The organism is Paenibacillus woosongensis (assembly GCF_030122845.1).
Taxonomy (GTDB): Bacteria; Bacillota; Bacilli; order Paenibacillales; family Paenibacillaceae; genus Fontibacillus; species Fontibacillus woosongensis_A.
In genome coordinates, this window is the sequence record NZ_CP126084.1 from 160,830 (window position 1) to 180,588 (window position 19,759).

20 protein-coding genes are annotated in these 19,759 nt (G+C 54.3%); 10 read left to right on the forward strand and 10 right to left on the reverse strand.

Annotation, left to right across the window (positions count from 1 at the left end; all coding sequences use genetic code 11):
* Positions 1 to 75: 75 nt before the first annotated feature.
* The 7 genes from hisA to trxB all read left to right on the forward strand — a co-directional run bounded on the left by hisA (position 76) and on the right by trxB (position 7,464).
* Entirely contained in the window at positions 76 to 810 is a 735-nt protein-coding gene (gene hisA, locus QNH46_RS00785) for a 1-(5-phosphoribosyl)-5-[(5-phosphoribosylamino)methylideneamino]imidazole-4-carboxamide isomerase (protein WP_213594794.1), read from the forward strand.
* 104 nt (positions 811 to 914) lie between these two features.
* A complete protein-coding gene (gene hisF / locus QNH46_RS00790; protein WP_155612469.1) occupies positions 915 to 1,673 on the forward strand; it encodes an imidazole glycerol phosphate synthase subunit HisF in 759 nt (252 codons plus the stop codon).
* On the forward strand, positions 1,670 to 2,374 hold the full coding sequence (gene hisIE, locus QNH46_RS00795; RefSeq protein WP_283926503.1) for a bifunctional phosphoribosyl-AMP cyclohydrolase/phosphoribosyl-ATP diphosphatase HisIE: 705 nt from the start codon (positions 1,670 to 1,672) through the stop codon (positions 2,372 to 2,374). Before hisF ends, hisIE begins: the two co-directional genes overlap by 4 nt.
* A 24-nt stretch (positions 2,375 to 2,398) precedes the next feature.
* On the forward strand, positions 2,399 to 3,244 hold the full coding sequence (hisJ, locus tag QNH46_RS00800) for a histidinol-phosphatase HisJ (protein ID WP_283926504.1): 846 nt from the start codon (positions 2,399 to 2,401) through the stop codon (positions 3,242 to 3,244).
* 54 nt (positions 3,245 to 3,298) lie between these two features.
* Positions 3,299 to 4,246, forward strand: coding sequence for a ribose-phosphate diphosphokinase (locus QNH46_RS00805; protein ID WP_283926505.1), 948 nt, complete (start codon positions 3,299 to 3,301; stop codon positions 4,244 to 4,246).
* A 370-nt stretch (positions 4,247 to 4,616) separates the two neighbouring features.
* Positions 4,617 to 6,356: a tetratricopeptide repeat protein gene (locus tag QNH46_RS00810; RefSeq protein WP_430691868.1), complete on the forward strand. Its 1,740-nt coding sequence runs from the start codon at positions 4,617 to 4,619 to the stop codon at positions 6,354 to 6,356.
* A gap of 151 nt (positions 6,357 to 6,507) precedes the next feature.
* Positions 6,508 to 7,464 (forward strand): thioredoxin-disulfide reductase, encoded by a 957-nt coding sequence (gene trxB, locus QNH46_RS00815; protein ID WP_283926506.1) that lies wholly within the window; start codon positions 6,508 to 6,510, stop codon positions 7,462 to 7,464.
* A gap of 74 nt (positions 7,465 to 7,538) precedes the next feature.
* Here trxB and QNH46_RS00820 read toward each other — a convergent pair whose 3' ends face one another.
* The 10 genes from QNH46_RS00820 to QNH46_RS00865 form a co-directional block, all read right to left on the reverse strand.
* The gene (locus QNH46_RS00820; protein ID WP_283926507.1) at positions 7,539 to 8,141 is read right to left on the reverse strand and encodes a response regulator transcription factor; all 603 of its coding nucleotides are present in this window, start codon (positions 8,139 to 8,141) and stop codon (positions 7,539 to 7,541) included.
* Positions 8,119 to 9,285 (reverse strand): sensor histidine kinase, encoded by a 1,167-nt coding sequence (locus QNH46_RS00825; RefSeq protein ID WP_283926508.1) that lies wholly within the window; start codon positions 9,283 to 9,285, stop codon positions 8,119 to 8,121. The genes QNH46_RS00820 and QNH46_RS00825 overlap by 23 nt, the downstream gene beginning before the upstream one ends.
* Positions 9,286 to 9,292: 7 nt before the next feature.
* The gene (locus tag QNH46_RS00830; protein ID WP_283926509.1) at positions 9,293 to 10,030 is read right to left on the reverse strand and encodes an ABC transporter permease; all 738 of its coding nucleotides are present in this window, start codon (positions 10,028 to 10,030) and stop codon (positions 9,293 to 9,295) included.
* Positions 10,027 to 10,980: an ABC transporter ATP-binding protein gene (locus QNH46_RS00835; protein ID WP_283926510.1), complete on the reverse strand. Its 954-nt coding sequence runs from the start codon at positions 10,978 to 10,980 to the stop codon at positions 10,027 to 10,029. The genes QNH46_RS00830 and QNH46_RS00835 overlap by 4 nt, the downstream gene beginning before the upstream one ends.
* A 204-nt stretch (positions 10,981 to 11,184) precedes the next feature.
* A complete protein-coding gene (locus tag QNH46_RS00840; RefSeq protein WP_283926511.1) occupies positions 11,185 to 11,415 on the reverse strand; it encodes a hypothetical protein in 231 nt (76 codons plus the stop codon).
* Positions 11,416 to 12,139: 724 nt separating this feature from the next.
* Complete coding sequence (locus QNH46_RS00845; RefSeq protein ID WP_283926512.1) at positions 12,140 to 12,874, reverse strand: ABC transporter permease; 735 nt, start codon at positions 12,872 to 12,874, stop codon at positions 12,140 to 12,142.
* Positions 12,875 to 12,876: 2 nt separating this feature from the next.
* Positions 12,877 to 13,590, reverse strand: coding sequence for an ABC transporter permease (locus QNH46_RS00850; protein WP_283926513.1), 714 nt, complete (start codon positions 13,588 to 13,590; stop codon positions 12,877 to 12,879).
* Positions 13,587 to 14,498 (reverse strand): ABC transporter ATP-binding protein, encoded by a 912-nt coding sequence (locus tag QNH46_RS00855; protein ID WP_283926514.1) that lies wholly within the window; start codon positions 14,496 to 14,498, stop codon positions 13,587 to 13,589. The genes QNH46_RS00850 and QNH46_RS00855 overlap by 4 nt, the downstream gene beginning before the upstream one ends.
* Positions 14,499 to 14,569: 71 nt before the next feature.
* Complete coding sequence (locus QNH46_RS00860; RefSeq protein ID WP_283926515.1) at positions 14,570 to 15,964, reverse strand: sensor histidine kinase; 1,395 nt, start codon at positions 15,962 to 15,964, stop codon at positions 14,570 to 14,572.
* Positions 15,961 to 16,638 (reverse strand): response regulator transcription factor, encoded by a 678-nt coding sequence (locus tag QNH46_RS00865; protein WP_430691914.1) that lies wholly within the window; start codon positions 16,636 to 16,638, stop codon positions 15,961 to 15,963. The genes QNH46_RS00860 and QNH46_RS00865 overlap by 4 nt, the downstream gene beginning before the upstream one ends.
* A gap of 173 nt (positions 16,639 to 16,811) precedes the next feature.
* On the opposite strand from QNH46_RS00865, the gene QNH46_RS00870 reads away from it, so the two are divergent.
* The 3 genes from QNH46_RS00870 (at position 16,812) to QNH46_RS00880 (ending at position 19,608) form a co-directional block, all read left to right on the forward strand.
* Entirely contained in the window at positions 16,812 to 17,039 is a 228-nt protein-coding gene (locus tag QNH46_RS00870; protein ID WP_213594776.1) for a DUF1858 domain-containing protein, read from the forward strand.
* A gap of 78 nt (positions 17,040 to 17,117) precedes the next feature.
* Positions 17,118 to 18,383, forward strand: coding sequence for a DUF438 domain-containing protein (locus tag QNH46_RS00875; protein ID WP_283926517.1), 1,266 nt, complete (start codon positions 17,118 to 17,120; stop codon positions 18,381 to 18,383).
* Positions 18,384 to 18,657: 274 nt separating this feature from the next.
* Positions 18,658 to 19,608: an ROK family glucokinase gene (locus QNH46_RS00880; protein WP_283926518.1), complete on the forward strand. Its 951-nt coding sequence runs from the start codon at positions 18,658 to 18,660 to the stop codon at positions 19,606 to 19,608.
* Positions 19,609 to 19,759: the final 151 nt, after the last annotated feature.

Sequence of the window (19,759 nt, forward strand, 5' to 3'; positions counted from 1 at the left end):
CAAGCAAAAGATAGCGTGAAATCGAAATCACTTTTTCAGATTGAGGAAAAGTATAGAGCGGAGGAACGAGGGGTTATGTCTTCATTTATCATCTACCCGGCAATTGATATCCGGGGAGGCAAGTGCGTTCGCCTGGTTCAGGGCGATTATGGACGCGAAACGGTATACAACGACAATCCGGTAGAGGTCGCCAAGTCGTGGGAAGCGCAGGGCGGCACGTTCATTCACCTTGTCGATTTGGACGGAGCGAAGGCAGGCCATCCGGTAAACGATGAGCTGATCGGGGAAATCGCCCGCAGCGTCCAGGTTCCAGTACAAGTAGGCGGCGGCCTGCGGACGCTGGAGGATGTGAAGCGCCTATTGTCGCTGGGCGTCAGCCGGGTTATTCTCGGGACGGCGGCCATCGAGGATCGCCAGTTTACAGAATCCGTGCTTGGCACCTACGGCGACAAAGTTGCTATCGGCATCGATGCGCGCAATGGCTTCGTTGCTACGCGCGGCTGGCTGGAGACCTCGGAGGTTCAGGCGGAGGTGCTCGCCAAGGAGCTGGCGGCCAAGGGCGCGGAGACCTTTATTTTTACGGACATTTCCCGCGACGGGATGATGCAGGGGCCGAACGTAGAGGCCATTGTCGCTTTGGCGAAGGCTTCAGGACGCACGGTTATCGCCTCGGGCGGCGTAACCGTCCAGGATGACCTGCTCAAGCTTGCGGCTCATGCCCAGGAGGGCGTAGGTGGCGCGATCGTCGGCAAAGCGCTGTACACCGGCAGCATCGATCTGGCGGCGGCCATCAAGGCGATCCAGGGCTAGCGTCAGGCGGCTAGGATCAAGATCAAGAGGTCTCAAAGGGCGCTTGAAAACAGATGCGGCAGCTTTAGGCCGAAGGAAACTATTCTAGGAAGGATTGATCCAATATGCTCGCAAAACGGATTATTCCCTGCCTTGACGTGAAGGACGGGCGGGTCGTGAAAGGCGTCAATTTTGTAAATCTGCGGGATGCGGGGGATCCGGTCGAGCTCGCGGCGCTCTATGACCGGGAAGGCGCAGATGAGCTTGTCTTCTTGGACATCTCCGCTTCAAACGAAGGACGGGCGACGATGGTCGAGGTCGTAAAGCAGACCGCTGGAGAGATTTCCATTCCATTCACCGTAGGCGGAGGCATTTCCCAGGTGGAGGATATGAAGCGAATTCTGCGTGCGGGTGCGGACAAAATCGGCATTAATACCGCAGCCGTGCTGAATCCCGATCTGATCTCTGATGGAGCGAAGCGCTTCGGCTCCCAATGTATCGTTGTCGCGATCGACGCGAAATATAACGAGGAGCTGAAGGATTGGGAGGTCTACACCCACGGCGGACGGAAGGCGACGGGAATGAGTGCGGTCCAGTGGGCGCTGGAGGCCGAGTCGAGAGGCGCGGGCGAAATTCTGCTGACGAGCATGGACGCTGACGGTACCAAGGATGGCTTCGACCTGTCCTTGACGAAGGCGATCAGCCGTGCAGCAGGCATTCCGGTCATTGCTTCCGGCGGCGCGGGCAAAGTGTCCCATTTCTATGACGTATTTACCGAAGGAGAGGCGGATGCTGCCTTGGCAGCAACGATTTTTCATTATAAAGAGATTGCGATCCCGGATTTGAAAAAGGATCTGATATCCAGAGGAGTGGAAATACGATGACTCAGCAACTTAAGCAGCAGCTTCCGCTGAATCAGCTGGAAGAGGCCATTCAATGGGACGAGAGCGGCCTTGTGCCGGCCATCGTGCAGGACGCCGCCTCCAAGGATGTGCTGATGCTGGCCTACATGAACCGGGAATCCCTGAAGAAGTCTCTGGAGACCGGGCAGACCTGGTTCTGGAGCCGCTCGCGCGCCGAGCTGTGGAACAAGGGGGCTACCTCGGGCAATACGCAGCAAATTGTAGCCCTTCGCTATGATTGCGACGGCGATACCTTGCTCGTTGAGGTGCATCGGCAAGGCCCGGCCTGTCATACCGGGGAGGACAGCTGCTTTTATCGCACGGCTGCTACAGCTGAAGATCAGGCTGCAGGGGCCGGCGCTGCGAATGGCGGCACGGCAAGCGGCCGATTCGCCGTTCTGGCCGAGCTCGAGCAGCTAATTGCCGAGCGGTACAAGGAGCGTCCTGAAGGGGCTTATACGACTTATCTTTTTGATAAAGGGATCGATAAAATCCTGAAAAAGGTCGGCGAGGAAACTGCGGAGTCAATCATCGCCGCCAAAAACGGGGATAATGACGAGCTGCGTTACGAGGTCAGCGATTTAATCTATCATTTGCTTGTACTGCTGCGCGAGCGGAATCTGCCGCTTGACGACATTATGCAGGAGCTGGAGCGGCGTCATGAACGTCCGCGCCGGGATTAATAAGGCGCAAGCGAGGGATTATAAATGGCAGAGAAGAGGAATTATTGGATAGACTATCATACGCATCATGCCCGCTGCGGCCATGCTGTAGGCAGTCTGGAGGAATATGTCGTCCGGGGCATCGAGATCGGCCTGTCCGAAATCGGCTTATCCGATCATATGCCGCTTTTGCATGTAGACCCGGAGACTTACTATCCTGAAATGGCTATGCTCAAGGACGAACTGCCGCATTATGTGGAAGAGGCCTTTGCCCTTAAGGAGAAGTACCGCGGCCAGATCGACGTGAAGGTCGGCCTGGAAGGGGACTATATCGAGGGCTGGGAAGCCGATATCGAGAAGATCATTCAGGCCTATCCGTGGGATTATGTCATCGGATCAGTGCATTTCCTGGGGGAGTGGGATGTTTCCGACTACCGCCAGGTACATAACTGGGACGGCCAGGACGTCTTTGCCGTGTATGAGCGTTATTATAAAGCAATAGGCCAAGCCGCCAAGACGGGCTTCTATGACATCATTGGGCATTTTGACGTCATCAAGCGTTTTGGCCAAGTCCCGGGCATGGAACGGGAAGCAGAGACAAAGGCTTTGGAGCAGGCCGCTTTGGCGGCTATTGCCGAATCCGGAATTGCGATGGAGCTCAATGCTTCGGGATTATCCAAGCCTTGTGCTGAAATGTTCCCGGCCAACCGTATCTTGGAGTCGGCAATCCAATTGGGAATACCGCTGACGGTAGGCTCCGATGCCCATAATCCTCTGAAGCTAAGCGAACACCTGGATAAGGCGCGGGCCACGCTGTACGGATTGGGAGTCCGGGAGCTGGCGACGTTCACGGAACGGCAGCGCAGAATGATTCCACTGGAGCAGGATTAGAAGAGCAATGAATAACCCACATAAACGACTACAATAATGATCCAGGAGGCAGTTATGGGATCCAAGCTGAGAATATTTGCGGGTTCATCGAATCCAAGATTGACGGCGGAAATATGCAAGCGGCTCGGGGTCGAGCCCGGTAAGGTTAAGCTGTCCCGATTCAAAAGCGGAGAGATTTATGTGCACTATGAAGAGAGCATCCGCAACTCCGACGTGTTTCTGGTGCAGTCCCTTTCCCATCCGATCAATGAGCTGTTCGTCGAGCTGCTGGTCATGATTGATGCAGCCAAACGGGCTTCCGCGCGGACGGTTAATGTCATTATGCCTTATTACGGCTATGCGCGGCAGGAGCGAAAATCAGCTCCGCGGGAACCGATCTCCGCGAAGCTGCTGGCCGATGTGCTGACCACAGCGGGGGCGAGCCGGGTTGCGACAATCGACTTGCATGCGCCTGCGATTCAAGGATTCTTTAACATTCCTGTCGATCATTTGACCGCGCTTGATCTGATGACTGAATATTTGAAGGCACAGAACATTCCGAATCCGGTCGTTGTATCTCCTGATGCCGGGCGGGCATCGATGGCGGAGAAGCTGGCCAGCGGGCTGGATTCTCCCTTCGCCATTATGATCAAGAAGCGGCCGGCTCATAATGAGTCGGTCATTACGCATGTCATCGGAGATGTTGCGGGTTATACACCGATCATTATCGAGGATTTGATCGACACCGGGAGCACGATCGTGAACGTCGTGGAGGGGCTGAAGGAACGCGGGGCCAATGACGCCTACGTCTGCGCGACGCACGGCTTGTTCTCGGATCGGGCTGTTGAGCGCCTGCATCATAAGAACATCCGCGAAGTCGTGGTAACCGATTCGATCGAGCTGCCGGAGCAGCCGCCGGCCCATTTTAAGGTGCTGTCCGTTGCGCCGATGCTGTCCCAGGCGATCCAGCTTATTACGGAGGGCGGATCAATCGCTGCTTTGTTCAGGGATCGGGGTATTTAAATTCTTGGTCAAGAGGCAAGCAGAACAGAAAAGAGCCAGAAAATCTTCTGTCAAAGGGGATTTTCGGCTCTTTCTTGGTTTTAGGGCTTGCGGCGGCTTTTTCCTAATATGAGCCAGACAACCAGTCCGGCAATCAATGCGAGGGGGACGAGGATAACTAACAAAGTAAGGATGATGTTCTCCCATAAAATAGTCAACAAACTCACTCCATTTGTAAAATTTTGTATCCCTAATTATACTTCGGGACATGCTGGATTTTTCCTCTAAATCAGGCGATAATCCGTATTTTACCTCCTCGATTTCCCGTGGGAGGACCGCTCCCTCTATGGTATACTGTGTTGAGAGATAGAGATAGAAGGAGGTGCCTTGAGTGAAGAAGAACAGAATCCCAATGGAGGGCATGCAGGCGAATGTGCTGCGGCTGTCCATGGATGCGAACTTTTTCTTTGAGAGAGCTGTCTCATCGCTGGACCGCAATCGCTATGACAAGGCATTGAAATATTTTCGTAAAGCGGTGGAATATGAGCCGGGCAACCCGGTGAATCATTGCAATATGGCGGGCATACTGTCGGAAATGGGCGATTATGAGGCGTCTAATGCTGTATTGTCTGCCATTTTACGGGACATTGATCCGTCTTTGACGGAATGTTATTTCTACATGGCTAATAATTATGCGAATATGGAGCAGTTTGAGGCGGCAGAAGAGGCATTAATTACGTATCTGCAAGAGGATGAAGGCGGACAATTTCTGGCCGAAGCTGAAGAGATGCTGGATTTGCTGCAATATGAGCTGGAGCGTCCGGCGAAGCTGAAGCGCATCAAAGCGCGTGAGGGCATGATCGAGCATGAATTGGCCCGTGAATTGCTCGAAGAAGGGAAATTCACCCAGGCTGTGAAGCTGCTGGAGGAGATTGTCGAGCAGCATCCGGATTTTCTGGCCGCCCGTAACAATTTGGCATTAGGATATTATTATTTGGGGTTGTTCCCGCAGGCGATGGAGGCCATTAACGGAGTATTAGAGCGGGATGCCGGCAATCTGCACGGCCTCTGCAACCTGGCTATATTTCTGCAGCGGGAGGGCCATGCTGCCGAATTGGACAGGCTACGGGGGCTGCTCCGGGCTGTGGTTCCTTTCCATCAGGAGCATCTGTTCAAGCTGGCTACGACGATGGGGATACTTGGAGAGCATGAGGCGGCTTATACGCATTTCAGGCGGCTGCTCAAAGACCATGAGGTGAACCGCGATCCTGTTCTATATCATTACACGGCGGCGGCGGCTTGCAATACCGGACGCTATCCGGCTGCGCGCGCGCTTTGGCGGCAGTTAAGCAAGCTGGATCCCGGTTCGGGCATCGCTTCTTTTTATTTGAATCGACTGGACGATGATGAACTGCAAGGGCAATATCCTTCGATTAGCTATCATTATAACCTTCCTTTTGAAGAGCAGCTGAAGCATCCGGAGAAATGGGAGAACGGCTTCCCTCCGGAAATTCGGGATAATCCCCTCATCCGTGCTTCCTTCTTCTGGGCGCTGCGCCATGGAGATCACCGTACGAAGCTTCAAGTCATTCAGGCCCTCGGCATGATTGCCGACCGGGAAGTAGAAGAGGCGCTGCTCGCCTTCTTGCTCGTTCCAGAGGAGAATGTGTATTTAAAAGACATCGCTGTTCTGGTGCTGCGGTCTATTGGGGTAAAAGCTCCGGTGCCCGTATGGAAAGACGGGACAACGATCATGGTCGATCCCAGCAAAATAGGCTCCGGCTTGCCAGTATGGCGAAGCGAATGGCAGGCGGTGGTCGATTTGGCCATCAAGCGGATTGGCAAGTCTTCGGACCTGCGGTTGCAGCATGACATCGAAACGTTATGGGTAGATTTTTTGACTCGTTTATATCCGGACATTCCGGCAATGGCCCATATCGAAGGTTGGGCGGCCGCGCTCGATTATCTGACGGCAAAAATGCACCGCAAAGCGCTCACCTATGAGGAGGTGGCGAAGCGATACGGGATTTCCGCATCGACGGCCAGCCGTTACGCCCGGCGGATGAATCAGGTATGCAAGGTGCAGGATAATGGGAAGGAAAAGGCGGATACCTTTCCCTTCGTGCAATAATAACTATGCCGGTCCGTCCGCCGATTGCCGGACGGAAGGGTAAGACAGGCCTTTCTTGGGTAAAACTTGTGTATAGGATCAATTACATAATGTATCATAGGCGAATTATGAATTGATTTGATGAACAATGACTACCAGGGAGGTTCGGTTAATGTACAAAGCGATTGTAATTGGAACGGGGCCGGCGGGTCTGACGGCAGCGATATACTTGGCCCGCGCCAACTTGAATCCGCTCGTGATCGAGGGTATGCAGCCCGGAGGGCAGTTGACGACCACTACGGAAGTTGAGAACTTCCCCGGCTTCCCGCAGGGTATTATGGGTCCGGAGCTAATGGATCAGATGCGGAAGCAGGCCGAACGCTTTGGCGCCGAGTTCCGCAGCGGATGGGTACAGGAGGTGGAGCTTCGCCAGCGGCCGTTCAAATTGACCCTAGAGGGCGGCGAAGTTCTGGAGGCAGAGACCGTCATCATTTCCACGGGGGCTTCCGCCAAATATTTAGGCATTCCCGGCGAGAAGGAGAACGTGGGGCGCGGAGTAAGCACCTGCGCAACCTGTGACGGCTTCTTTTTCCGCGACAAGAAAATTATCGTGATCGGCGGCGGCGACTCCGCGATGGAGGAAGCGAGCTTCCTGACGCGTTTTGCCACCAGCGTGACCGTCGTTCACCGGCGAGACGAGCTTCGTGCCTCGAAGATCATGCAGGATCGCGCTCGAAATAATGAGAAAATCGAATGGGCGCTGAATCGCACCCCGCTTGAGGTTTCGACGGACGAGCATGGCGCAGTTATCGGCCTTAAGGTCCGGAACAATGCAACGAATGGGGAAGAGCTGATTCCGGCAGACGGCATCTTCGTTGCGATTGGCCATACGCCGAATACGAAGTTCCTTGGCGGACAGATTAAGACGGACGAGCATGGTTATATCCTTGTTAAGCCGGGAACGACGATCACGAATGTCGAAGGCGTATTCGCTTGCGGCGACGTGCAGGATACGCGTTATCGCCAGGCGATTACCGCAGCAGGCTCAGGCTGTATGGCGGCGATGGACTGCGAGAAGCTGCTGGAGGGCGCGATGGTGCGTGACTGGAGCGAGACGCTTAACCCCTGAAATACAAGCTGAAGGCTGTTCTTAGGTCATCTTCGGATGGATGACGCTAGGAACAGCCTTTATCTTTTGATGGGCTAAATCCATCCCTTGTCCTCCGCGAGACGCACGGCTTCAATCCGGCTCTTCACTTCAAGCTTGTTCAATATTTCGGAAATGTAATTGCGGACGGTTCCATAGGACAGATGCAGGGATGAGGAGATTTCGCCGGCGCTTAGCCCGTCTGCCGCGAGCTTGAGGATTTCCCGTTCCCGGGCGGTCAACGGGTTCTCTTCGCGCACGGCTCCGAAGATCAGCTCGGGCGATATTTCACGATGCCCGGCCATCACGCGGCGGATGGATTCCGCCAGCTTCTCGGAGGGCTCGTCCTTGAGCAGGTAGCCGTGAACGCCAGCCTGTACCGCCCGCTCAAAATACCCCGGCCGGGCAAAGGTGGTCAGAATGATGACGCGGCAGGGAGAGGAACGCTGTTTGAGGAGCTCAGCGATATCCAGCCCGCTCTGGCCGGGCATTTCGATGTCCATCAGCAGGACATCGGGCTGAACGCGTTCAACTAAAGCCAGCGCTTCTGCTCCGTTCTCTGCCTGACCGATGACTTGAAGGTCCTCTTCCATATCGAGCAGAGAGGCGAGCGCTCCCCGCAGCATGCGCTGGTCTTCAGCGATGATAATGGAGATCATGCTGTCCATCCTCCTTTCCGTCTTTCGTGATGATCGGAACAACGATGCGCAGCAGCGTTCCGCCTGATTGGCCCGGCGATATGGTCAATGTCCCGTTAATGAGGGACAGCCGCTCTGCCATGCCCTTTAAGCCATTGCCGGTCGTCAATTCAGCGGCAGCCGAATGATCCAGGCCGATACCGTCATCCTCGACGGCCAATTGGACGCTTGCTTCCGAGCGCTCTATTGCAATACGGCAGCATTTGGCCCGGCTGTGCTTCACCGCATTCGTAACGGCCTCCCTAATGCAGAGGCTGACGATGTTCTGGGTTAAATCGGGGATGTCCTGTATGCTGCTCGAATCGCCGGATACCTCAAGCTTGATGCCGGCAATGCGCAGAATTTCCTCGGCTTCGGACAATTCCTCACTGATCATGGCCGCACGCATGTCGGATACCAGCTCGCGTACTTGGCGCAGCGCAGCCCGGGAGGTGCGCTGTATCTCCCGGGCCTCCTCCTGAGCCCGCTGCGGATCGAGGGGAGCGAGCCTCTCGACAAGCTGGCTTTTGAGCGTAATCAAAGATAAGGTGTGGCCCAAGGTATCGTGGAGGTCACGGGCGATGCGCAGGCGCTCCTCCCGCTTAATGAGCGCCTCGATTTGCTCATTGGCCTGGTCGAGCTCCTTCTCGAGCTGCTGCCGCGTGTTTAAGGAGCGGATGCCGAACGGAGAGGCGATCATGATCACCAGGAAGGGGAGCAGGAGCAGCAGATCCGTTCCTTTAAACCGCGGCAGATTCAGCATGATGGATAGAGCTTGCATGAGGAGGAATGCCGCCATGCTTATTCTGAATTTCTTCCGGTCGGTATACCAGCCGATGAAATTGGCCGTGAAGAAGCCCATGTAGAGGTTATAGGGACTGTACAGGATGCTCATGGCCAGAATGATCGCCATTTGCAGAGCGAGCCATCCATTAAAGGCGCGCCCGGTGACAAAATACAGCTGACGATAGCTGATGACAAACAGTGTAATCATGAGGCATCCCCCAAGAAGCATAAATCCGCTGTAGCTCCGCAGGTTAAAGATCGGCATGGCAATATAGATAAGCCAGACATAAGGGAAGAAGCCTAACTTCTGGGGAAGAAACTCGAACGCTTTGCGCGACATGTTTGTTTTACACCGCTTCCTGTTTTTTTCGAATATAGGTGGATAGTAACATAAACAGGAGAAAATAGCCCAGCAAAATCAGTACGTTGCTCCACTGGGGCGTTTGTCCGCGAATGATCGCCCAAGCGCCGCCGCCGAAGTTGTAAGAGGGCAGCCAGTGCGCGATGCGCTGCATGATCCGCGGCAGGATATCGATCGGTATCCACATGCCGCCGCAAATGGCAAGAATCATATAAACGGCATTGCTGACCCCGCTTGCGGTATCGACCCGCTTCATCGTGCCGACCAGCGTGCCGAGCGCGAGAAATGGCAGGGAGCCGCCAAGAATCCACAACCCGCTGAGCAGCCATTGGTTTGGTGAAAGGGAGATGCCATTGATGAGATAGCCCGCCAGGAAAATGACAATGATCGAGAACAGATGCATGACGGTTTGACCGAACATTTTGCCGAAGAAGTAGGTCGTGCCCGGCAGCGGGGTGACCCGCATGAACTTATCCCAGCCGTTCGTCCGCTCCTGGACCAGCCGGATGCCGAGGGTCATGATCGCTGAGCCCATCACGCTAAAGGTGGTCATAGACATGAGATAATGCGCCTGCCACAGCTGGACGTCATCGGCCCCGGTGTTGAAAACTCTCGTGAAAATGAAGTAAAACGCAATAGGCATCGCCAGTGACCAAAATACATAAAAAGGATTGCGTAGAATCCGCAGCATTTCTGCTTTGCACTGCAGTCCGATAATTCTCATGATGATTTCGCCTCCCCTGCATACATCGTGAATTGTTCAAAAGCTTCGTCCAAACGTCCCTGGTCGATCCGGACATCGCGGAGGGGCAGCTGTTCGGCGAAAATGGCCGCGAGCGCTTCGTCCGTATTGTCAGTGCTGATGTAAATGCGCCCGTCTTTGTCATAGCAGTCCGAGACAGGAGGGAGCTTCATCAGCCGCTCGCGGAGCATCGGGCTGTCCTCGCTGGATGTGAAAGAGATGGAGCGCTTCACGATTTGGGATTTGATCTGCTCGGGCGTGCCGTCAGCGGCGAGCTGTCCCTGGTTGAACAGCAGGATGCGGTCCGCGATATCGTCGGCCTCCTGCAGGTAATGGGTGGTGAACAGGATCGTGCGGCCTTCATCGGCCATGCGCCGGACATTATCCCAAAAACGGCGGCGCGCGGCAATGTCAAGTCCGACGGTTGGTTCATCGAAGAAGACAAGCTCGGGATTGCCTGCCATCGCCAGCGCGAAGCCGAGACTGCGCTTCTGGCCCCCGGACAGCTTCTCTCCGTAGCGGTTCAGATCAGATTTGCTGAGCCCCGTCAGTTCGATGAGGGCATCCATGTCCAGGGGGGCGGGGTAATAGGACCGAAACAACATCAGTAATTCCCGGACCCTGAGCTTATCCAAAACGCTGACTTCCTGCAGCATCGTGCCGATTCTTTCCCGCACTTTGCGATCTTTCGGATGGCCGCCGAGCAGCCGAACCGTTCCTTCGGTCGGCTCCAGCAGGCCGAGCATCATGGATAAGGCCGTCGTCTTGCCTGCTCCATTCGGCCCGAGGATGGTGACGATGGAGCCTTTGGCAATTTGAAAAGATATGCCGTCAACGGCTTTTTTGTCTTTGAATGATTTAGTGACATGATTCATTTCAATAATAATAGGGGCATTTGTATTCATGAGGATCGCCTCGCTTCTTTGTATCATGTGAGATATTGCTGTTTAAGTTCATGATAGAAGAATGCGGCGGGGGCCGTTAGTATGGACTGTCATGAATTTCAGGTGACAATTGTCAATTGGACAGATGGGGCAGGGCTGGCAGCTGGGGGATAGCACCCGAAGAGGAAGTATTATGGCATATGGCATGGGGATAGGGTACCCCTGCACTCATTCATGAACAAAGCGGGATGGTCAATGGGTACCGAAAATTGGATGTGGGACCGCTTGTTTTCCATTTAATTTTTTTTGTACTGATTTTTTGAGGAGGAAAGCAGCGAGGCGTGTGCGTGCCGCCTTCAGTAGATTGTGGGCGGAAGCCACAATTCCAGATTTAATAGGAACCTTTTCCAGATCCTGCAGGGAAAACACTGGCGGAACGATCGGGTTGTCCTTGATGTGACTAAGCACGCTCTCCAGCTCCACTTTACGCCAAGTGCAAGATCACGTCCTTCTCGCTCGGTAATTTTTAAATCGAACGTACCGGCCATTCGGCAAACTAAACGGTCATCCATCTCTTCATGTGTCCAGTTGATGCTTGCCGAATCTCCTTCCTGTAGCGCCGGGTTTTCTAATTCAAATAGCTGCCGTAAGGAAAGAGAAAAAATCAAACGAGGCTCCCTTTCCTCGCCTATAGCATATAAATAGTTCTCCTCACTGCCATAGCTTTTTTAATAGTTCAACTTATTAAATGGATTTATAGTAGTTAGTTTCTGTTGCAAGGAGAGGGAAGTAGATTTAAGTGGATTTCATGTCGTTAGAAGAAGGGAGAAGGCTATTATGGGCTGGATTCTTGATTTTAGGTGCATATAATCCATCTAATCCCTTGAAGTGTTCGTTTAGAGCATTATTAGATACATGAATTCCATTATTAGTGTTCGGCGCAGCTTGTACATGGCAGGTTAGTGTCGACTTAGTGTCGACTTAGTGTTTGACTTAGCGTTTGACTTAGCGTCCAACCATTTAGCGTTCGACAGCTAAGTATCCGACAGCTTATATAAAATAGCTAAAGAATGGGATGCAGGCAAGGGAACAAGTGGATTCCGCAGAAGCGTAAGGCCTCCTGAAAGAAAGGGGCGCCCCTCAGTCATCTAGGATGACTTTAGGACAGCCCCTCTATAAATTAATGTGCCGGCATTAAATTATGGCACTAAATTTCTTTTCGGCGGAAGTAGGTCAGACCGGCCAGGAAAAACAGCAGGAAGCTGCCCAGTACGGTGATCAGCAGGCTTTGGTAAGGCAGGTTAAAGGCGCCGAAATCGGCTTCACTGCTGGGCATCATCGCCAATACTGGCTGGGCCCAGGGATAGAACGGGCCGTAGGTGGCCGAGTTGACGATGAGCATGTTCGGAATCGTCAGCGAGACATTCAGCGACAGCGGTGCTGCAAAGCTCGCCCAGTTCAGCGATACGCCCAGCTGCAGCGCCACGAGCGGCAGGCAGGCGACCCAGCCGCCCAGTATGCTCTTCAGGAACATGCCCCATGGCATGGCCCCTGGGAAGGCGTGGTACTTCGCCGCACCGATCAGTGCCAGGAGGAAGAGGAGCTGGCTTAGCGCAAGCAGGCTGGCCACGACAGCGAATTTGGCGAGATAGACGCCTGTACGCGATACGGGCAGCACAAGCAGCTGCTTCCAGCCTCCGCCGGTATGCTCGTAACGGCAGACGAAGGCGGCGAATAGTCCGGCCATGATGGGCAGGAACAGCATGCCGTGCAGCATGACCATGCTACCGAGCATGATCGGCCATGGGTCGGCGCCCGCGGGAATCGACACCAGTGCTCCGATTAGCAGCGAGAGAAGCGGGCTGGCCAGAATAATCAGCCAAATGCCGGATCTGGACATTTTCAGCATTTCCGCCGACAGGATTCGCAGGAAATTTCGCATCGTTAGTCCACATCCTTTCGGTTAAAATGCAGCAGGCTGATCATTAGCATGAAAAGGCCCAGTGAAACGCCGCCAAGGATATAGGCCAGCGGGCTATTGTCGCTTATGGCCAAAGTAGCCCAATTCAGCGGCAGCCATACGGATACATCCAGCGTAAAAGGCGAGAGTATCGCGGCGGCAATGCCGATCGAAACCGGAAGGGCCTGATTGCGGAACGTCAGCGACAGCCAGAGCTGCAGAGCCAGCAGCGGCCAAGCGGCCAAATAAGGGTAGAAGCCCATGGTTAATAATTCCCTTATCGGCAGCGGCGTTTGAAAGCCGAGCAGGAGGCCGAGTCCTGCGGTAAAGACCGGGAGCAGCAGGCAGGAAATGCTCAACACGATCACGCACAGGGTGAATTTGGCCAGGAATACGGCGCTGCGCGACACCGGCAAGGCCAGCAGCTGCTTCCACGAGCTCATCTGATGCTCTATGTTGGCGACCAGAGAGCTGATCAAGGTACAGCCGAGGAACAGCGCCATCGGGACGAACAATTCGATATTGTGGATTAACCCGCCCCAGAGATCGTCTTTGTATACTTTGGATAAATAGTCGAATCGCAGTCCGAAATTCAGCCCCTGCATTGCGACGAGGCCACTCGGTGCGAGGAACACCAGGAACCAGATGCCCTTGCGGCGGATTTTGAGGAAATCGGCGCGAAGCGAGCGCATCATCATAGCGCTCCCTCCCCGATCACTTGCATGAAGATATCCTCCAGAGATTTCTTCTTCTGCTCGACCCGGTAAATGGCGTGCCCGTTCTCGACGAGCCGCTTGACGAGATGGGCGACTTGAGCATCCTTCATGCCGGGGAAGGTCATAATCCCGCCCTGGAGGATACCCGTCTGGCCCATGTCGCGGGCGATCCAAATGGCGGAGTCCGGCTCGGATACGACCAGCTCGATGTCATGCTGCGCCTGGAGGCGCAAATGATCGATCGTATCCTGAAAGACCAGCTGCCCTTCGCGAATAATGCCGACCTTATAGGCCATCTGCTCGACTTCGCCCAGCAGGTGACTGGAGACGAGCACGGTGATGCCGTATTGCTGCGGCATATTCTTGATCAGCTCGCGCATTTCATGAATTCCGGATGGGTCGAGCCCGTTGGTTGGCTCATCCAGAATCAGGAGCTCGGGACTCCCGAGCAGTGAAGCGGCGATGCCCAGCCGCTGCTTCATACCGAGGGAGAAGCCCTTGACTGGGCGCTTTGCTTCCTTGGTTAAGGAGACGATCTCCAGCACCTCGGCGATTCGCGATTTCGGCACATCCAGAATACGGCGAATCGCCTCCAAATTGTCGATAGCGCTCAAATGCCCGTAATAGGACGGATATTCCACAAGCGATCCGATCCGGCGCAGTATGTTCAGTTTGTCCCGCTTGAGCTCTCGCCCAAAAATGGAGATCGAACCGCTCGTCGGCTGAATCAGTCCGAGCAGCATGCGGATCGTTGTCGTCTTGCCCGCTCCGTTCGGTCCGAGGAAGCCATAAATATCTCCCTTGGAGATTTCCAGGTTTAGTTGATCAACGGCCGTCCGGCCGCGGTATTTCTTCGTTAATCCCTTGGTTTGAATGATCAGTTCGCTCACTATAAATCACCTCGGTAACCAGCATAGCTTCCGAAGTTTAAATGCAGCGGAGGTTGAAGTTTAAATTTAGGTTAAGAAGCGGGACAGATGACGAACCGGGTACCTTTGGCTGAGGATTCCGCATCGAGGCGAAGCCCCATCTCCCGTAGCAGCAGCTCTACGATGGCCAGACCCAGACCTGCGCCCTTGGCTGCTGAAGCGGCATCAAGGCCTGGACCGCGATCCGAAATAATCAGAGCGGGGTATCCCTTCCAGCGAGCTGTATGGATGCCTACATACTTGCCTGAACCGGCGTGGCGGACGACGTTCTGGAACAGGTTATCCAGGACGCGGCGAAAGCCCTGCGTGTCGACCGCCCACCTCAGGGGTTCATCGGGGAGATCGATGTCCACGCTCATGCCGGCCTTTTCCCAGACGGGGTACCAGGCGGCAGCGCTCTCCCTGACGATGCGGTGTACGTCCTGCTGCTCCATGGACAAGGCGTATTTCCCGCTGGTGAGCAAATTATAGGACAATAAATGATCGATCAGGTGGTCGAGGTCGTCCAGCTTGGCCTCCATCAAAGCTAAAGATTGCCGACCTTGCGCGGATAAAGGCTCTTTACCCATGGAATAGAGATGCCCGGCGAGCACGGTCAGCGGCGTACGCAGGTCATGGGACAGGTTGGCGATCAGATTCTTGCGCAGCTCCTCCTCCTTGCGCTCTCGTCTGCGGCCCTCCTCCAATTGGTTCACCATATGATTAAAGGCCTGCTCCAGCCTGCCGATTTCATCCGGGCGCCCTTCTTCCGTAGGCGACGGAAGCCCGTTCTCTCCGACGCGTGTCATGGCCGCTTCCAGCCGGAGAAGGCGTTTGCGGATGTCCCGGAAGAACAAATAGGACAGCAATATGAAGATGCCGAAGATGAGCGCCATGAACAAGCCATAGAACCGGGAATCGCTAGGACGGCCTTGGGGCGTCAAATAGGAGCGCGGCAGCTCGAAGACCATGAATCCCTGCTTCGCCTGCTCGTCTCCTCCGATTAAGGCCACGACGGTGTAGGGGTCGGCATTGATTCCAGCCTTCATGAAGGCAATGGTATCCTCCGCCGACCACTGCTTGGGCAGCGCTGCCTGTACAGGCAGCTGAAGCTGCGTGATCCCCGCGCCGTCAACCCAGAACAGCGCGGCATCAGGGTATTCCTCCTTCAGCGCGGAGAGCCTGGCATCGATTTCCGCGGGGGAGGCTGCGGCCAGCGCCTTGGCGTGCTTATGCCACATCTGCTCCAGCTCATAGGCAGAGCCGTAAGGCAGCTGGTAGGTTTCCTGCCCGCCCGGCATCAGCATCCGGTTAACGGCCCAAGAGGCCATGAAGCTGGCTGGAATCAGCACGGGGATAAATACGAGAGCCGTGACGATGATCAGCACGTATCGCGATAAGAGGGAAGTGCGAAGGCGCTGCAAAGGGCTTTGTTTTATAAATCTCATGCCCGCACCCTGTATCCGATGCCGCGGATTGTTTCGATAATTTCCGGGGCGGCGGGATCGCGCTCGATTTTTTCACGCAAATGCCGAATATGTACCATCAGAGTCTTATCGCCTTCCAGGTAGGGTTCTCCCCATACGGCTTCATAAATTTGCTCCTTCGTCATGATTTGACCGAGGTGGCGCAGCAGGTAATGGAAGATATGGAACTGCTTCCCTGTAAGCAGAATCTCTTCTCCGGTATTCTGGTCGATAATGAGGTTCTCGCGTTCATGGACGAGCAGATGCCGCAGTCTGAGCGGTTCCGGGGAAGCATGGCCGCTGCGGCGGAGCAGCACTTCAATTCGGGCAGCGAGCTCGTCCGGATGAAAGGGCTTCGTCAGGTAGTCATCCGCGAATTCCAGGCCTTGCAGCTTATCATCAATCGAGGTTCTGGCCGACAGCATCAATATGGGCAGATTCGGGTGCTGCTTCTTGAGCCGCTGTCCGACCGTGAAGCCGTCCAAGCCGGGCAGCATGACATCGAGAATGGCGAGCCGGCAGGAATCGGCGTGTTCCAGGGCATGCTCTCCGCTCGTCAGCCAGGTTACACGGTAGCCGCGGTCCTGCAGGGTTTCGTTAACCCACTTTCCGATCTCGGGATCGTCTTCAATATATAGCAAATGAATGGAATTCATCATCAATAAACCTCCTTTAGCTCCTATTGTGACAAATCTGCATAAAAAAATAAACTGTGCTGGCAAAGCACCTGCATCCTTGTGATTGTAATCACAAGTTGTCGGGGCGGCCTGTGCTACTTTGAATATGAGAATGGTTTTCATTCAAATTTGAAGAAATGCGGTGAGGGCTTATGGGGAAAAAGATCGATTTGCATAAAACAGTCTACGAGTTATGCACGGCCGATCCTGAAATCATCGATATCATGGTGGGCTTGGGCTTCGAGCAGCTGGCCAAGCCGGGGATGCTGCAGAGCGCGGGGCGCTTTATGACGATCCCCCAGGGAGCCAGGCTGCGCAAGGTGGAGCTCGATGCGATCAAGGACGCGTTCCGCGCCAAGGGCTATGAAATCACGGAGTGAGCTCAGGCGGCGCGTTGTATGTCCGGAGTTCAGGATATTTTTTAAATAATAGGCTTATAAATAGAGGAGGATACGGCGATGAGCGAAATGATCAACAATCGCGAGCATGCAGTACCGGAGCAAGGACGCCGGCAAGAACTGCTGAAGGAGATCATTAAGGAGCTGCATGAAGGGAAGAGCGTGGAGGAGGTCAAGGCCCGGTTCGAGGAAGCAGTCGGGGACGTGACAGTAGCGGAAATATCAGCGATGGAGCAAGCCTTGATGGAGGAGGAGGGCATCCCAGTCTCCGAGGTGCAGCGCCTGTGCTCTGTGCACACGGCTATTTTTAAAGGCTCGATTGAGGAAATTCACCGTTCGTCCAAGCCGGAAGAGCAGCCGGGGCATCCTGTTCATACCTTGAAGCTGGAGAATCGCGAGATTGAGCGGCATGTCAATTTCCGGCTGGAGCTGCATAAGGACAAATTCCGCCGGGAGGACAGCACGGAAATCGTCTATAAGCTGGTGGAGGATTTAAATCTGCTGCTAGATCTCGATAAACACTATAGCCGCAAGGAAAATTTGCTGTTCCCGTATTTAGAGAAATACGGCATCTATGGCCCGACCAAGGTGATGTGGGGTGTAGACGATGCCATTCGTGCGATGATCAAGGAAGTGAAAGAGAAGCTGCTGAGTTACAACGGTGACCGCGCCGATAAGGATATACTCATCATCGATCTGGAGCGCGTGATTACTGAGGTAAACGAGATGATTTTCAAAGAAGAGAATATTTTGCTGCCGATGGCCTTGGAGAAGCTGACGGAGGACGAGTGGGTAAAAATAGCCGCCGAGAGCGATGAGATCGGCTATTGCCTGACTGCCCCGGAACAGAAATGGGTTCCCGAGCGTGTGCCGCTCCCGTACGACGAAGGTACGGAGGGAGCGGAGAACGGCCAGCTTCCAGTGGGGCTGATCCACTTCGAGACAGGAATTCTGACCGCCGCGCAGCTGGAAGCGATAATGAATCATCTGCCTGTCGATCTTACCTTCATTGACGAGCAGGATGTTGTCCGGTATTTCTCGCACGGGAAGGAGCGCATTTTCGCCCGGACCAAGGCCGTCATCGGCCGTACGGTGCAAAACTGCCATCCTCCGCAAAGCGTGCATGTCGTGAATGAGCTGCTGGCGGATTTCAAGGCCGGACGGAAGGACTCGGAGGACTTCTGGATTCCGTTTAAGGATAAGTTCGTGTATATCCGGTATTTCGCGGTTCGCAGCGCTGAAGGACGATACATGGGCACCTTGGAATTCACGCAAAATATCGCGCCAATTCAAGCACTCGAAGGTCAGAAGCGAATATTGTCTTGAACTTGGTATAAATGGTATGCTCGCCTATAATATGCAACCCCGTCTTCGGCGGGGTTTTTTGCTGGGAAATTGTAGGATTGGACAGCATTTGGAGGGTTGCCGCAGCGGATGCATTCTCTACATAAACACCGCTTGTGAATTTCATCATTTGCGCTGAAAGCCTTGTATTTACTGGATTTTCTGCTGTTCGCTTCTCTTGACCGAACGGTGTGGTTCGCTTATAGTTGGTACGTAGGATAAACAATTTTATTTGAAGAAAAAGGTGGCTTGTACAATGTCTGAAAAAATCTACATTGGTGTTGATCTTGGCGGGACTGCGATCAAAGTCGGCATCTGTAATGAGGAGGGGCAGCTTCTTCATACTTATGAAGGGCCAACCGAAGCTGATAAAGGTGCCGATGCCGTTGTAAGCAATATCGAGCAGTATGTCCGTCATATCGTGGAGCAATCTCCTTTTGACTGGGAACAGGTAGCAGGCGTCGGAGCTGGAGTTGCCGGATTTACGGACGTTCGCGAAGGAATCATCATTCTAGCACCGAATGTAGGTTTGAGGGATCTTCCGATTCGCGAGATTCTGGAGGCCCGCCTTGGCAAGCCTGTCAAAATAGACAATGATGCCAACGTTGCAGCGCTGGGCGAAGCCTGGGGCGGCGCGGGCAAGGGCATCGATCATTGCGTCTGCGCTACGCTGGGTACGGGAGTAGGCGCCGGCATTATTATTCATGGCAGAATCTATCAAGGCTTCGCCGGATTTGCGGGCGAACTAGGCCATATGTCTGTCGTTCCCGATCTGGAAGCGATTCAATGCGGCTGCGGCGAGACCGGCTGCCTGGAGACCGTATCCTCGGCAACGGGCATTATCCGGATGGCCAATGATGCAGTAGCCAGAGGAGAGCGCACGGCCTTGTCGCAAGTAGAGAAAATTATGGCGAAGGACGTATTCGATGCGGCGAAAGCCGGGGACGAAGTTGCGATTCGCATCGTGAATCGCGCCGCGTTCTATTTGGGGAAAGCGCTGGCGGCTGTAGCTGTCGTGCTGAATCCGGAAGTGTTCATTATCGGCGGCGGCGTATCCAAGGCGGGGGACATCCTGTTCAATGAGGTGCGCAGCGTGTTCCAGAAGCTGACGCCGGAAGTAGCGCAAAGAGGGGTAAGCATTGTTCCTGCAACGCTCGGTAATGATGCCGGAATGGTTGGCGCAGCAGGCCTGTTCACGCGTTCCTAAGAGAATCACGGCAAGCAGATATGCTCGCAGGGGCAGCAGCCTTCGGGCTATAGTGAACACTCGGGTTCGACAAGTCACGCTCACAAGCTCGCAGGCAATCGGGGGTCTGTTATCAAATTCTGTCGATATATAGTGTCGATTTTAGTTATAT

What these genes read in the sequence shown, in the direction of transcription:
- hisA (WP_213594794.1), top strand. Translation starts at nt 76, where the DNA reads ATGTCTTCATTTATCATCTACCCGGCAATTGATATCCGGGGAGGCAAG.
- hisF (WP_155612469.1), top strand. Translation starts at nt 915, where the DNA reads ATGCTCGCAAAACGGATTATTCCCTGCCTTGACGTGAAGGACGGGCGG.
- hisIE (WP_283926503.1), top strand. Translation starts at nt 1,670, where the DNA reads ATGACTCAGCAACTTAAGCAGCAGCTTCCGCTGAATCAGCTGGAAGAG.
- hisJ (WP_283926504.1), top strand. Translation starts at nt 2,399, where the DNA reads ATGGCAGAGAAGAGGAATTATTGGATAGACTATCATACGCATCATGCC.
- QNH46_RS00805 (WP_283926505.1), top strand. Translation starts at nt 3,299, where the DNA reads ATGGGATCCAAGCTGAGAATATTTGCGGGTTCATCGAATCCAAGATTG.
- trxB (WP_283926506.1), top strand. Translation starts at nt 6,508, where the DNA reads ATGTACAAAGCGATTGTAATTGGAACGGGGCCGGCGGGTCTGACGGCA.
- QNH46_RS00820 (WP_283926507.1), bottom strand. Translation starts at nt 8,141, where the DNA reads ATGATCTCCATTATCATCGCTGAAGACCAGCGCATGCTGCGGGGAGCG.
- QNH46_RS00825 (WP_283926508.1), bottom strand. Translation starts at nt 9,285, where the DNA reads ATGTCGCGCAAAGCGTTCGAGTTTCTTCCCCAGAAGTTAGGCTTCTTC.
- QNH46_RS00830 (WP_283926509.1), bottom strand. Translation starts at nt 10,030, where the DNA reads ATGAGAATTATCGGACTGCAGTGCAAAGCAGAAATGCTGCGGATTCTA.
- QNH46_RS00835 (WP_283926510.1), bottom strand. Translation starts at nt 10,980, where the DNA reads ATGATACAAAGAAGCGAGGCGATCCTCATGAATACAAATGCCCCTATT.
- QNH46_RS00845 (WP_283926512.1), bottom strand. Translation starts at nt 12,874, where the DNA reads ATGCGAAATTTCCTGCGAATCCTGTCGGCGGAAATGCTGAAAATGTCC.
- QNH46_RS00850 (WP_283926513.1), bottom strand. Translation starts at nt 13,590, where the DNA reads ATGATGATGCGCTCGCTTCGCGCCGATTTCCTCAAAATCCGCCGCAAG.
- QNH46_RS00860 (WP_283926515.1), bottom strand. Translation starts at nt 15,964, where the DNA reads ATGAGATTTATAAAACAAAGCCCTTTGCAGCGCCTTCGCACTTCCCTC.
- QNH46_RS00865 (WP_430691914.1), bottom strand. Translation starts at nt 16,638, where the DNA reads ATGAATTCCATTCATTTGCTATATATTGAAGACGATCCCGAGATCGGA.
- QNH46_RS00870 (WP_213594776.1), top strand. Translation starts at nt 16,812, where the DNA reads ATGGGGAAAAAGATCGATTTGCATAAAACAGTCTACGAGTTATGCACG.
- QNH46_RS00875 (WP_283926517.1), top strand. Translation starts at nt 17,118, where the DNA reads ATGAGCGAAATGATCAACAATCGCGAGCATGCAGTACCGGAGCAAGGA.
- QNH46_RS00880 (WP_283926518.1), top strand. Translation starts at nt 18,658, where the DNA reads ATGTCTGAAAAAATCTACATTGGTGTTGATCTTGGCGGGACTGCGATC.